Source organism: Priestia iocasae (genome assembly GCF_016909075.1).
Lineage (GTDB): Bacteria > Bacillota > Bacilli > Bacillales > Bacillaceae_H > Priestia > Priestia iocasae.
On sequence record NZ_JAFBFC010000009.1, the window covers coordinates 1 to 12,518 of the forward strand.

Below are 12,518 nucleotides of genomic sequence, written 5' to 3' on the forward strand. Positions count from 1 at the left end.
AGAGGTCACACCCGTTCCCATGCCGAACACGGAAGTTAAGCTCTCTAGCGCCGATGGTAGTTGGGACTTTGTCCCTGTGAGAGTAGGACGTTGCCAGGCTTATATGGAGGATTAGCTCAGCTGGGAGAGCACCTGCCTTACAAGCAGGGGGTCGGCGGTTCGATCCCGTCATCCTCCACCATTTATAAAGCCGGTGTAGCTCAATTGGTAGAGCAACTGACTTGTAATCAGTAGGTTGGGGGTTCAAGTCCTCTCGCCGGCACCACTTGTACGAGCCATTAGCTCAGTTGGTAGAGCATCTGACTTTTAATCAGAGGGTCGAAGGTTCGAGTCCTTCATGGCTCACCATTTGATTGTCCGCGGGTGTGGCGGAATTGGCAGACGCGCTAGACTTAGGATCTAGTGTCTTATGACGTGGGGGTTCAAGTCCCTTCACCCGCATCTTAATTAAATACTTTTGCGCGGAAGTAGTTCAGTGGTAGAACACCACCTTGCCAAGGTGGGGGTCGCGGGTTCGAATCCCGTCTTCCGCTCCACAAAAAGTCCTGCCGGGGTGGTGGAATTGGCAGACACACAGGACTTAAAATCCTGCGGTAGGTGACTACCGTGCCGGTTCAAGTCCGGCCCTCGGCACCATTTAAATAGCGCCCGTAGCTCAATTGGATAGAGCGTTTGACTACGGATCAAAAGGTTAGGGGTTCGAGTCCTCTCGGGCGCGCCATATTATACTAGTTACATGAAAATGTAACGGGGAGTAGCTCAGCTTGGTAGAGCACATGGTTTGGGACCATGGGGTCGCAGGTTCGAATCCTGTCTTCCCGACCATTAAACAACTTTTGGGGCCTTAGCTCAGCTGGGAGAGCGCCTGCCTTGCACGCAGGAGGTCAGCGGTTCGATCCCGCTAGGCTCCACCAATTATAATTCATAAATCTTTTCGATATGGCGGTGTAGCTCAGCTGGCTAGAGCGTACGGTTCATACCCGTGAGGTCGGGGGTTCGATCCCCTCCGCCGCTACCATATTGAAGGACCTTTAGCTCAGCTGGTTAGAGCAGACGGCTCATAACCGTCCGGTCGTAGGTTCGAGTCCTACAAGGTCCACCAGTTGAATCGAAGGATATATACGGAGGAATACCCAAGTCTGGCTGAAGGGATCGGTCTTGAAAACCGACAGGGGTGTCAAAGCCCGCGGGGGTTCGAATCCCTCTTCCTCCTCCATATTAACTTAATATGTTTGATATTTATATTATCGCGGGGTGGAGCAGTCTGGTAGCTCGTCGGGCTCATAACCCGAAGGTCGCAGGTTCAAATCCTGTCCCCGCAACCAAAGTGGTCCCGTGGTGTAGCGGTTAACATGCCTGCCTGTCACGCAGGAGATCGCGGGTTCGATTCCCGTCGGGACCGCCATTTTAAAAAGGCTCGGTAGCTCAGTCGGTAGAGCAATGGACTGAAAATCCATGTGTCGGCGGTTCGATTCCGTCCCGAGCCACCATTTTAAAGATAAATAATGGCGGCTGTGGCGAAGTGGTTAACGCACCAGATTGTGGCTCTGGCACTCGTGGGTTCGATTCCCATCAGTCGCCCCATTATAAATTTAAAAATGCGGGTGTAGTTTAATGGTAAAACCTCAGCCTTCCAAGCTGATGTCGTGGGTTCGATTCCCATCACCCGCTCCAAATAGGGGCCTATAGCTCAGCTGGTTAGAGCGCACGCCTGATAAGCGTGAGGTCGGTGGTTCGAGTCCACTTAGGCCCACCATCTATTATTCCACAGTAGCTCAGTGGTAGAGCAATCGGCTGTTAACCGATCGGTCGTAGGTTCGAGTCCTACCTGTGGAGCCATTATACGGGGAAGTACTCAAGTGGCTGAAGAGGCGCCCCTGCTAAGGGTGTAGGTCGTGTAAGCGGCGCGAGGGTTCAAATCCCTCCTTCTCCGCCAGAGTAATTTAAACTATTATCTTAGGCCCGTTGGTCAAGCGGTTAAGACACCGCCCTTTCACGGCGGTAACACGGGTTCGAATCCCGTACGGGTCATCATAACAAAAAGCAGTTTGCATTTATGCAAACTGCTTTTTGTTATGTCATTTAATCTGTAAACTTTTTATACTCATCTACAAAACGTTTTTGCCCAGGATTAGATAAATCGAAATCCGAATAAATACCTGTATAAGGTCCTCTAAACATATCAACTGCTAAAATCTTATTATCTGGTGCTTCAAAATAAGGTTTGATTTCTTCGTTTATTTCTGGTTGCTTATTTTTTTTTGCCATTTTATTTTCTCCATTTATTCGTTATGACGTTACTTTCATTTTCTGCATTACAAATAGAAATATACTTTTTAATTAAGAAAACAAACATCATTCATGTAGTGAAAGCAGTTTTGTCGCAAAATGTCGGAATAAAAAGAAAGATTAAAGGAGGTTTTTTGCAATTTTTCTTGAACTTGGTTATGTATTACCAAAATGATGGTTGAGAGGGTGACGAAAATTGGAATCAACAATTCAACCTACAGAATTCGATGTTCATCTCTTTCATGAAGGTAGCTTATATGAAAGCTATTCTTTATTTGGAGCACATTTGGTTGAAGAAAATCATGTACAAGGTGTCCGTTTTTGTGTATGGGCTCCTCAAGCAAAAGAAGTTCGAGTAGTAGGGGATTTTAACGATTGGAATGGTTCAAATCATCGTTTAATGAAAATAAGCGAGCAAGGTATTTGGATGTTATTTGTTCCATCATTAAAACAGGGAACAATTTATAAATATGAAATTCATACGTTAGACAATCGTTCTTTCCTTAAATCTGATCCTTATGCATTTTATAGCGAAGAAAGGCCAAATACGGCTTCTGTTGTTTACAATTTAGAAGGCTATAAGTGGAATGATCAATATTGGAAGCGAAAGAAAAAGACGAAAAAACCATATGATTCACCTCTTTTTATTTATGAACTTCATGCAGGAACATGGAAAAAGCATAAAGACGGTAGTCTATATACGTATTCAGAATTAGCAGATGAGCTTATTCCATATATATCAGAACATGGATTTACTCACATTGAATTATTACCTCTTGTTGAGCATCCATTTGATCGATCATGGGGATATCAAGGTACAGGGTATTACTCAGCTACTAGCCGATATGGCTCTCCTAAAGAACTAATGGATTTTATTGATCGTTGTCACCAGGAAAGTATTGGAGTTATTTTAGATTGGGTTCCTGGCCATTTTTGCAAAGACCAGCATGGACTTTATATGTTTGATGGTACTCCTACATATGAATACCAAAATGAATCAGATCGAGAAAATTATGTATGGGGAACAGCTAACTTTGATCTCGGAAAACCAGAGGTGCAAAGCTATTTAATTTCTAACGCTTTGTTTTGGATGCACTATTTTCATATTGATGGATTTCGTGTTGATGCGGTTGCTAACATGTTGTATTGGCAAAATGCACCTGATCTATCTGAGAACCCTTATTCAGTTGCATTTTTAAGGAAGCTAAATGAAGCGGTATTCTCAAGTGATCCAACGGTACTCATGATTGCAGAAGACTCTACAGATTGGCCTTTAGTAACAGCTCCTACGATAGATAATGGACTAGGCTTCAATTACAAATGGAATATGGGTTGGATGAATGATGTTTTGCATTATATGGAGGCAAGTGTAGATGAACGTAAAGGTTTACACAATAGGATAACGTTTTCGTTGATTTATGCGTTTAATGAGAACTTTATTTTACCTTTTTCTCACGATGAAGTCGTTCATGGAAAGCGTTCATTGTTAAATAAAATGCCAGGAGACTATACTGATAAATTTGCACAACTTCGCTTATTATATGGGTATTTACTAACTCATCCAGGAAAGAAGCTACTTTTTATGGGCGGAGAATTTGGTCAATTCGATGAATGGAAAGATTTAGAGGATTTAGATTGGGTATTATTTGATTTTGATATGCATAAAAAGATAAATCATTACTTCAAAGAGTTAGTAAAGCTTTACCGTAGAAGTAAACCATTGTATGAACTAGATCATCAATCAGAAGGATTTGAATGGATTGATGCAAATAATGCAGAGCAGCAAATTTTCTCTTTTGCTAGAAAAGGGAAAAAAGCGGATGACCTTTTTGTCGTTGTATGTAACTTCTCAGATGTTTCATATGAAGGTTACAAGATAGGGGTTCCATTATTAACAGATTATATTGAAGTTCTAAATAGTGACGATGCTGCATTTGGGGGATCTGGTTGTGAAAATAAAAAAGCAGTAACTGCTGTAGAAGGCTCATATCATGAAAAGCCCTTTCATATTGAAATCAATATCCCTAGATTCGGGATTAGTGTATTGCGAGCGAAGAAAAAACGAGGGGAGAGAAAGAAATAATGTTAAAGAAAAATTGTGTAGCCATGCTATTAGCTGGAGGAAAAGGAAGTCGATTGAGCTCACTTACAAAAAACATTGCAAAACCAGCCGTACCGTTTGGAGGCAAATATCGCATTATTGATTTTGCTCTTAGTAATTGCACAAACTCTGGTATTGAAACTGTAGGTGTATTAACACAATACCAACCTTTAGTATTAAATTCATATATTGGAATTGGAAGTGCATGGGACTTAGATCGACATAATGGTGGTGTAACAGTATTACCTCCATATTCGGAATCTTCAGGCGTTAAGTGGTATAAGGGAACAGCAAGTGCTATTTATGAAAACTTAAATTACTTACATCAATATGATCCAGATTACGTACTTATTTTATCAGGAGATCATATTTACAAGATGGATTATAGCCTTATGTTGGATTATCACCTTGAAAAAGAGGCAGATGTAACCATTTCAGTTATTGAAGTACCATGGGAAGAAGCTAGTCGATTTGGGATTATGAATACAAATAGCCAATACGATATTTTAGAATTTGAAGAAAAACCAGCATTTCCAAAGAATAATTTGGCTTCAATGGGCATTTACATCTTTAAATGGAGTGTGCTGAAAGAGTTCTTAGAAATGGATGCACGTAATCCAGATTCTAGCCACGATTTCGGAAAAGATGTAATTCCTCTACTTTTAGAAGAAAAGAAAAGAGTCATGGCATATCCATTTACAGGCTATTGGAAAGACGTAGGTACAGTTAAAAGTTTATGGGAAGCCAATATGGATTTACTGCTTAAGGACACAGAATTAGATCTATATGATTCATCTTGGAAAGTATATTCTGTTAACCCGAGTGAACCACCTCAATATATTGCACCATCTGCACAAGTCATTGAATCTCTTGTAAATGAAGGATGTGTAGTGGAAGGGGAAATCAAGCATTCGGTATTATTTCAAGGTGTACATGTAGGAGCAGATTCAGAGCTAACACGAACCGTCGTAATGCCTTACGCTAAAATTGGTAGCAATGTGTATATTGAAAATGCCATTGTACCTGAAGGCGTTGTAATTCCAGACGGAACCATTATTAAACCGTTAAAAGAAAGTGATGAAGTAATTCTAGTTACAAACGAACTGGTCGAATCATTAGCATAACATTATTTATACAACGAAAGGATGACCAATATGAATACACAAATGCTTGGAATTATTGACGCTTGTACAAATACAAAATCGCTACAACCTTTAACCTCTTATCGATCTATTGCAGCATTACCGTTTGCGGGAAGGTATCGATTAATTGATTTTGCATTATCAAATATGGTTCATTCTGGCATTCATAGCGTTGCGCTTTTTCCTCGTTATCATTACCGCTCATTAATGGACCATCTTGGTTCAGGGAAAGAATGGGACCTTAACCGTAAAAGAGATGGCTTATTTATTTTTCCACCAATGATTGAAAATAATCTTTTTGAAGCACCATCTGTCTTTTCACAGTTACGTTATCATATCAATTACTTTTTAAGAAGCACTCAAAAATATGCGGTTATTGCAAATAGCTATACTGTTTGTAATATTAATTTTCAGCAAGTTTTAGCCAGACATATTGATACGGGAGCGACAATTACAGAAGTCGTACAAAATGGTGAATCCCTTCACATGTATATAATAGAGACTGAAACATTAGTCGATATGTTACAAAACAGCACATACGACTTTGCGACTATTGAGGACTTTGTTGCATATATGGCCCAATGCTCAAAAGTATTACCATATGAACACGTAGGGTACGTAGCCACTATTTCAAGTACTCAATCCTATTTCGAAGCAAGTATGGATATTTTATCATCTCAAACATGGAAGCAATTATTTATGAAAGAGAGACCTGTTTATACAAAGGTTAAAGATGAACCACCTACTCGATATGCGACTGGTGCAACTGTCAAAAACTCTGTTATCGCGAATGGATGCATCATTGAAGGACACGTTGAAAACAGTATTATTTTTAGAGGTGTTAGGATTGAAAAAGGAGTAGTAATAAAGAATAGCATTGTGATGCAAAAAGGAATTGTTAAGACGAATAGCTTATTAAACAGTGCCATTTTGGATAAAGATGTAAAGGTAGGACCAGGTTTCAAATTAATTGGAGATACAAACATGCCTCATGTTATCGCAAAAGGAAGTATTCAAGGAGCGTTGATGAAATCGTGAATGTATTATTTGCTGTATCTGAATGTGTACCATTTGTTAAAACAGGAGGGCTTGCTGATGTAGCAGGCTCTCTTCCAAAAGATTTAGTTAAGCTAGGAACTAATGTATGCGTGATAATGCCAAAGTACGGGCAGATTGCACAGAAATATAAAGAAGAAATGAAGTTGAAAAAAGTAATAAATGTGCAAGTTGGATGGAGAAACCAATATTGTGGATTAGAAGTGATGCAAGTAGATGGCGTTACATATGTATTTCTTGATAATGAGTATTACTTCAATAGAGAGACATTGTATGGTCATTATGATGATGGAGAGAGATTTTCTTTTTTTTGTAGGGCTGTTATTGAATCTATCCCATTTTTAGAGTTTACACCTGATATTATTCATTGTCATGATTGGCATACGGGTATGATTCCCTTTTTATTACGTGCACATTATGAACAGTACGATGCTATACAAACAGTCTTTACTATTCATAACTTACAGTTTCAAGGCATATTCTCAAAAAGTATTTTGCATGACTTGTTAAACATGAATGATTATTATTTTACTGAAAATCAATTAGAATTCTATGGGGACGTTAACTTTATGAAAGCAGCGATTGTTGCGTCTGATAAAATTACAACCGTCAGTCCAACATATCGCAATGAAATACAAATTCCTTATTATGGTGAAAAACTAGATGGCTTGTTAAGAGAGCGTCATGATGATTTGTTAGGGATTATTAACGGTATTGATGACACGATGTATAATCCACAAATAGATGAATGCATTCCTTATCAGTACTCAGTAGAAAATTTAGAGAATAAAGAAAGAAATAAAAGGTATATTCAGCGAAAGCTTGGATTATCTCAAGGTGAAGATATTCCAATTATATCAATGGTAACAAGATTAACAGCGCAAAAAGGACTTGAGCTAGTTAAGCATGTTTTTCATGAAATAATGGCATTGAACGTTCAAGTGATTGTATTAGGCACGGGAGATGTCGAATTTGAGGACTTTTTTGTTGAGATGGAAAAGTGTTATCCAGGAAAAGTTAAAACCATTATTGGTTTTAATGAAGAGCTCGCACATTTGATTTATGCAGGATCTGATCTATTTTTAATGCCTTCTAAATTTGAACCTTGTGGATTAGGTCAATTAATTGCCTTAAAGTATGGAGCTGTTCCTATTGTAAGAGAAACAGGTGGATTAAATGATACTGTACAATCTTACAATGAAGAAAGCGGTGATGGAAACGGCTTTAGCTTTAAGAATGTTAATGCACACGATATGTTACATACCATTAAGCGAGCGAAAGACCTTTACGAATGTAAAGATGTATGGAAACAGTTGATGGTAAAAGGAATGACTCAAGATTATAGTTGGGCTCAATCCGCATTTAAGTACAATCAGCTTTACGCGAGTTTACTATTAAAGGAGTGAAAGCATGTTCTCTAGCAAAGAAAGTTTTCAAAAAGCTTTTTTAAAGAAGCTGGAAATGACATACGGTAAAAGCTTTAGCGAGTCCACTGTTCGAGATCAGTATCATACATTAGGGAATATGGTGAGAGAGTACATTAGTAGCAATTGGATTGCGACTAATGAGAGAAATCGTAACTCAAATACGAAACAAGTTTATTATTTATCGATTGAATTTCTTCTTGGTAGACTATTAGGTCAAAACTTATTGAATTTAGGTATTCGAGACGTAGTCGAACAAGGGTTAGGAGAATTAGGTATCTCCATTGAAGATATGGAAGAAGTAGAAGCAGATGCAGGTCTTGGAAATGGTGGATTAGGACGATTAGCTGCATGTTTTCTTGACTCCTTAGCATCTACTAATCTTCCCGGACATGGATTTGGTATACGCTATAAACATGGTTTATTTGAACAAAAAATTGTAGATGGATTTCAAGTAGAGCTACCTGAACAATGGTTAAGGCATGAAAACTCTTGGGAAGTTCGAAAGTCTGATCAAGCTGTAGAGGTAGGGTTTTGGGGAGAAATTGAATCGTATTGTGAAAGAGGCAGATTACAGTTTCGACATATTGATGGTGAAACAATTACAGCTGTTCCTTATGACATTCCAATTATCGGATTTAGCAATGAGACCGTTAATACGTTAAGACTATGGAATGCAGAGCCTTCTTCATTTCCTATTTATAAAGATGTAATGGAATATAAACGAGAAACTGAAGCAGTTTCAGAATTTTTATATCCTGATGACACACACGATGACGGAAAAATTTTACGCTTAAAACAACAATATTTCTTAGTATCAGCTAGTCTCCAAAACATTGTCAATTCTCATCGTAAAACGTATGGAACACTATTGAACTTTCATGAAAAAGTAGCCATTCAAATTAATGATACCCATCCTGTATTAGCGATTCCTGAACTTATGCGTATCCTTTTAGATGAGGAAAAAATAGGATGGGATGAAGCGTGGTCAATTACTACCCAAACCATTTCATATACAAATCATACCACCTTGTCGGAAGCGCTTGAAAAGTGGCCAGTTCATATTTTTAAGCCATTGCTTCCACGTATTTTTATGATCATTGAAGAAGTGAATGAGCGTTATTGTAAAGAACTTTGGGAACGCTACCCAGGTGATTGGACAAAAATTGAACATATGGCTATTATCGCACATGGGTTAGTGAAGATGGCTCACCTTGCCATTGTAGGAAGCTATCAAGTAAATGGTGTGGCAAAAATCCACACAGAAATTTTAAAAGAGCGGGAAATGAAAGATTTTTATGAAGTGTATCCAGAAAAATTTTCGAATAAAACAAACGGAATTACTCATCGTCGTTGGCTATTAAAAGCAAATTCTCAACTTTCATCGTTAATTAGTGAAACGATTGGAGACGAATGGGTTCAACACCCGCAGCTTCTATCACGTCTAAATGAGTATGCGTATGACAATAGTTTTAAAGAACGACTTGAATACGTAAAGAAAGAAAAGAAGTTAGCACTCGCTCAGATTATTAAAGAGAAAAATGGCATTGTTATAGATGAGCACTCTATCTTTGACGTACATGTAAAAAGACTGCATGCATATAAGCGGCAGTTGTTAAATGTGCTGCATATTATGTATCTCTATAATCGTTTGAAAGAAGACTCTAATTTTTCGATTCATCCAAGAACATTTATTTTTGGTGCTAAAGCATCACCTGGCTATTATTATGCAAAAAAAGTCATTAAGCTTATTAATTCACTTGCTGATAAAGTGAACAATGATCCTCAAACTTCTCATCTGTTAAAAGTTATATTTCTAGAAAACTATCGTGTTTCTCTAGCAGAAAAAGTGTTTCCTGCTGCAGATGTAAGTGAGCAAATTTCTACGGCGAGTAAAGAAGCATCAGGAACGGGAAACATGAAATTTATGATGAATGGAGCTCTAACAGTAGGAACATTAGACGGAGCAAATGTTGAGATCTGCGAAGAGATTGGTGAGCATAATATGTTTCTTTTTGGCTTAAAAGCTGAGGAAGTTCTACACTATAATCGTAATGGAGGGTATCGATCTTACGATTATTATCATCACGATAAACGAATTAAGCAAGTAATGGAGCAATTAATCAATGGATTCTTTCCTCATTCTTATGATTCGTTTGAACCAATCTACGATTCATTGCTTATGCAAAATGATGAATATTATGTGTTAAGAGACTTTGCTTCTTACGTGATGGCACATGAACAAATAAATGAAGCCTATCAAAATAAGCCTAAGTGGTTTGAAATGAGCACCATTAATATTGCTCAATCAGGTTACTTTTCGAGTGACCGAACCATTAAAGAATATGCTGACCATATTTGGAACATCAAACCAACTAATCGTGTTCAACATTCTTAATCGTTAGTAAAGAGCTGTGTTAAAAGTTAACACAACTTTCTTCAACATTCCTTGCTGCTTAAATCCAATCATACGATTATTGGATAGACGGGCAAGGAATGTTGAAAAAAATAATCTGGTTCAACCTATAGAAAAGCTTTTAGTCTTCAACATATGGATCTTTTTCATAACCATGTAAATCACCAAATACAGACATGGTTCCTTCTTCATCAAGCGCTTTTTCATACATGTCATGTTTTTTTGTTGGATAGATTGGTAATGGATGACCATACAAATCATTAGCAGCAAAGTTTTCATAATCTTCTACATAGCCAAGGCGTTCATCAGCTTCAACATATGTTTCGCTATAGTACTCAGTATCTTCAACAAAATCTGATGGTGAATCAGACGTTCCGTAACGAGCGACATCTTGCCATGTATCTTCAGAGTCATAAGGCTCTGCATATTTTTCATCGTACTCATATTGGCCAAACGGATGATTTAATACGGCCTCTTCAATTGGACGATCTGTTGATGTGTGTTGAGATGGACTATGCTCTTTACAGTATTGTGTAGTAGGAACAGCTTGTAATCGTTCAAATGAGATGTCTTGTCCACATACTTTACATACCCCATATTTATTTGCTGCCATTGCTTGCAAAGCTTCATTAATTTCTGTTAATTCTTCTTGCATATGTTCATTTAATGCATAATCTTTTTCACGCTCATAGGTTTCAGTTGCTGTATCAGCAGGGTGATTATCATAGCTTGATAATTCGCCTGTTGAATCATGTGCATCGCTACGAGTTAATCCAAATGAATCATTTTGTTCAAAGTGATCTTCGATTGCTTGTTTGCGATTCATAAGCTCTGTCTTTAGTTCATGTATTTGAGCTGATTGTAACAAAATCATATCCCCCTTTAGAAAGTAACGCTTCTTCTTTTGCTATTATTTACGAAAAGAAATAAAAAAACACGACCCTATGCTAAAAGGAGGAAAAAGGGTTTTATTTGTTAGAGACTAAAAACCCTCTGTTTCATCCAGCCTTTAAAATGGTTGGAGAAAGCAGAGGATTTTATTGAACATATTTACTTATCTTTTACAATAACTGTGACTACGTGCTTAGAGAAAATAACTAATAAATAAACCAACTGATAAAAGGAAACCAAAAATCGTGTTTGTTTGAGCAGTCGCCTTCATGGCTGGCATCATTTGAATCGGGATGGTCTTTCCAATGAATCCCTTTACAGCTTTTACAGGCTTTGGAATACTTAGAAAGACAAGAAGGATCCAAGGGCTGGCATAGCCAACTACCACTAAACCAATAATCCAACTATAAGAAACCACAAACATAGCGGCCAATAAATAAATGGATCCTTTTCTTCCTACTAAGATGGCAATGGTCTTTCTGCCAAATTCTTTATCTCCATCAAGATCTCGAATATTATTAGCAAGAAGGATGGCTCCAACAAGAATGGCAATGGGAATTGAAATCAGTACACTTTCAGTTGTCACTGTACCAGCTTGAATAAAGAATGAAATTAAAATGATTGTTAACCCCATAAAAAGTCCAGCGGCTAATTCTCCAAAAGGCGTATAAGCAATTGGTAGTGGTCCACCAGTATAAAAGTAACCGGCTGCCATACAAACTAATCCAACTACTGCAAGCCACCAGCTACTGTTCATACAAATATAAACACCTAGTAGGAGTGCTAGACCATAGCAGCCTAAAGCTAAATTCAACACGGTAGAGGGTTTAAATCCATCTCGAACGATGGCTCCACCAATTCCAACAGATTCAGCTGTATCAAGTCCACGTTTATAGTCGTAATATTCATTGAACATGTTTGTAGCTGCTTGTATGAGCAAACAAGCTACTAACATCGCAACGAACAGAGAGACATTAATGTTGGTGTAGAACATGGCTAATGCTGTGCCGATTAAAACAGGTACAAATGCAGCAGTAAGCGTATGTGGTCGAGTTAATTGCCATAAAACTTTACCACGGCTTTGTTTTGCTACTGCTGTGTCATTCTGGATGTTTGCTTGCATGAAGCTTCTTCCTTTCTTTATGAAAAAGGTCACTAGTTAGTTTACACCTTTTCTTCGTTTACCTTTCAACTAAGAA

At 38.1% G+C, this 12,518-nt stretch carries 7 protein-coding genes, 21 tRNA genes, 1 rRNA gene and 1 pseudogene; 27 read left to right on the forward strand and 3 right to left on the reverse strand.

Annotated features, from left to right (window positions below; genetic code table 11):
- The 22 genes from rrf to JOC83_RS18155 form a co-directional block, all read left to right on the forward strand.
- Positions 1 to 99, forward strand: a 5S ribosomal RNA gene (gene rrf, locus JOC83_RS18050); the annotation flags it as partial.
- A gap of 6 nt (positions 100 to 105) precedes the next feature.
- Positions 106 to 181, forward strand: a tRNA-Val gene (locus tag JOC83_RS18055).
- A gap of 8 nt (positions 182 to 189) precedes the next feature.
- Positions 190 to 265 (forward strand) — tRNA-Thr (locus JOC83_RS18060).
- Positions 266 to 272: 7 nt separating this feature from the next.
- A tRNA-Lys gene (locus JOC83_RS18065) sits at positions 273 to 348 on the forward strand.
- 11 nt (positions 349 to 359) lie between these two features.
- Positions 360 to 441: transfer RNA gene (locus tag JOC83_RS18070), tRNA-Leu, on the forward strand.
- A 20-nt stretch (positions 442 to 461) separates the two neighbouring features.
- Positions 462 to 536 (forward strand) — tRNA-Gly (locus JOC83_RS18075).
- 11 nt (positions 537 to 547) lie between these two features.
- Positions 548 to 636 (forward strand) — tRNA-Leu (locus JOC83_RS18080).
- An 8-nt stretch (positions 637 to 644) separates the two neighbouring features.
- Positions 645 to 721, forward strand: a tRNA-Arg gene (locus JOC83_RS18085).
- 27 nt (positions 722 to 748) lie between these two features.
- Positions 749 to 825: transfer RNA gene (locus tag JOC83_RS18090), tRNA-Pro, on the forward strand.
- Positions 826 to 838: 13 nt separating this feature from the next.
- Positions 839 to 914: transfer RNA gene (locus JOC83_RS18095), tRNA-Ala, on the forward strand.
- A 27-nt stretch (positions 915 to 941) separates the two neighbouring features.
- Positions 942 to 1,018 (forward strand) — tRNA-Met (locus JOC83_RS18100).
- A gap of 7 nt (positions 1,019 to 1,025) precedes the next feature.
- Positions 1,026 to 1,102: transfer RNA gene (locus JOC83_RS18105), tRNA-Ile, on the forward strand.
- A gap of 21 nt (positions 1,103 to 1,123) precedes the next feature.
- Positions 1,124 to 1,216: transfer RNA gene (locus JOC83_RS18110), tRNA-Ser, on the forward strand.
- A 32-nt stretch (positions 1,217 to 1,248) separates the two neighbouring features.
- Positions 1,249 to 1,325, forward strand: a tRNA-Met gene (locus tag JOC83_RS18115).
- Positions 1,326 to 1,329: 4 nt separating this feature from the next.
- Positions 1,330 to 1,405, forward strand: a tRNA-Asp gene (locus JOC83_RS18120).
- A gap of 9 nt (positions 1,406 to 1,414) precedes the next feature.
- Positions 1,415 to 1,490 (forward strand) — tRNA-Phe (locus JOC83_RS18125).
- A gap of 18 nt (positions 1,491 to 1,508) precedes the next feature.
- Positions 1,509 to 1,584, forward strand: a tRNA-His gene (locus tag JOC83_RS18130).
- Positions 1,585 to 1,600: 16 nt separating this feature from the next.
- Positions 1,601 to 1,674: transfer RNA gene (locus tag JOC83_RS18135), tRNA-Gly, on the forward strand.
- A 5-nt stretch (positions 1,675 to 1,679) separates the two neighbouring features.
- Positions 1,680 to 1,756, forward strand: a tRNA-Ile gene (locus tag JOC83_RS18140).
- Positions 1,757 to 1,764: 8 nt separating this feature from the next.
- Positions 1,765 to 1,839, forward strand: a tRNA-Asn gene (locus JOC83_RS18145).
- A 6-nt stretch (positions 1,840 to 1,845) separates the two neighbouring features.
- Positions 1,846 to 1,936, forward strand: a tRNA-Ser gene (locus JOC83_RS18150).
- Positions 1,937 to 1,959: 23 nt separating this feature from the next.
- A tRNA-Glu gene (locus JOC83_RS18155) sits at positions 1,960 to 2,031 on the forward strand.
- A 51-nt stretch (positions 2,032 to 2,082) separates the two neighbouring features.
- Here JOC83_RS18155 and JOC83_RS18160 read toward each other — a convergent pair.
- Positions 2,083 to 2,268 (reverse strand): hypothetical protein, encoded by a 186-nt coding sequence (locus JOC83_RS18160; protein WP_205188801.1) that lies wholly within the window; start codon positions 2,266 to 2,268, stop codon positions 2,083 to 2,085.
- Between the two features lie 229 nt (positions 2,269 to 2,497).
- Here JOC83_RS18160 and glgB point away from each other — a divergent pair.
- The 5 genes and pseudogenes from glgB to JOC83_RS18185 all read left to right on the forward strand — a co-directional run bounded on the left by glgB (position 2,498) and on the right by JOC83_RS18185 (position 10,410).
- Positions 2,498 to 4,493: pseudogene (gene glgB, locus JOC83_RS18165) on the forward strand (1,4-alpha-glucan branching protein GlgB).
- On the forward strand, positions 4,396 to 5,514 hold the full coding sequence (locus tag JOC83_RS18170; protein WP_378912559.1) for a glucose-1-phosphate adenylyltransferase: 1,119 nt from the start codon (positions 4,396 to 4,398) through the stop codon (positions 5,512 to 5,514). Before glgB ends, JOC83_RS18170 begins: the two are co-directional and overlap by 98 nt.
- A 30-nt stretch (positions 5,515 to 5,544) precedes the next feature.
- Positions 5,545 to 6,570, forward strand: a complete 1,026-nt coding sequence (locus tag JOC83_RS18175; RefSeq protein ID WP_205188802.1) for a GlgC family sugar phosphate nucleotidyltransferase — start codon at positions 5,545 to 5,547, stop codon at positions 6,568 to 6,570.
- Positions 6,567 to 7,994, forward strand: coding sequence for a glycogen synthase GlgA (glgA, locus tag JOC83_RS18180; protein WP_205188803.1), 1,428 nt, complete (start codon positions 6,567 to 6,569; stop codon positions 7,992 to 7,994). The genes JOC83_RS18175 and glgA overlap by 4 nt, the downstream gene beginning before the upstream one ends.
- A 4-nt stretch (positions 7,995 to 7,998) precedes the next feature.
- Complete coding sequence (locus JOC83_RS18185; RefSeq protein ID WP_205188804.1) at positions 7,999 to 10,410, forward strand: glycogen/starch/alpha-glucan phosphorylase; 2,412 nt, start codon at positions 7,999 to 8,001, stop codon at positions 10,408 to 10,410.
- Positions 10,411 to 10,549: 139 nt separating this feature from the next.
- On the opposite strand, the gene JOC83_RS18190 is transcribed toward JOC83_RS18185, so the two are convergent.
- Both JOC83_RS18190 and JOC83_RS18195 read right to left on the reverse strand, forming a co-directional pair.
- Positions 10,550 to 11,296, reverse strand: coding sequence for a TraR/DksA C4-type zinc finger protein (locus JOC83_RS18190; protein WP_378912280.1), 747 nt, complete (start codon positions 11,294 to 11,296; stop codon positions 10,550 to 10,552).
- Between the two features lie 216 nt (positions 11,297 to 11,512).
- Positions 11,513 to 12,442 carry a 1,4-dihydroxy-2-naphthoate polyprenyltransferase gene (locus JOC83_RS18195; RefSeq protein WP_205188806.1) on the reverse strand — a complete coding sequence of 310 codons (930 nt, stop codon included), beginning with the start codon at positions 12,440 to 12,442 and terminating at the stop codon, positions 11,513 to 11,515.
- Between the last annotated feature and the right edge of the window lie 76 nt (positions 12,443 to 12,518).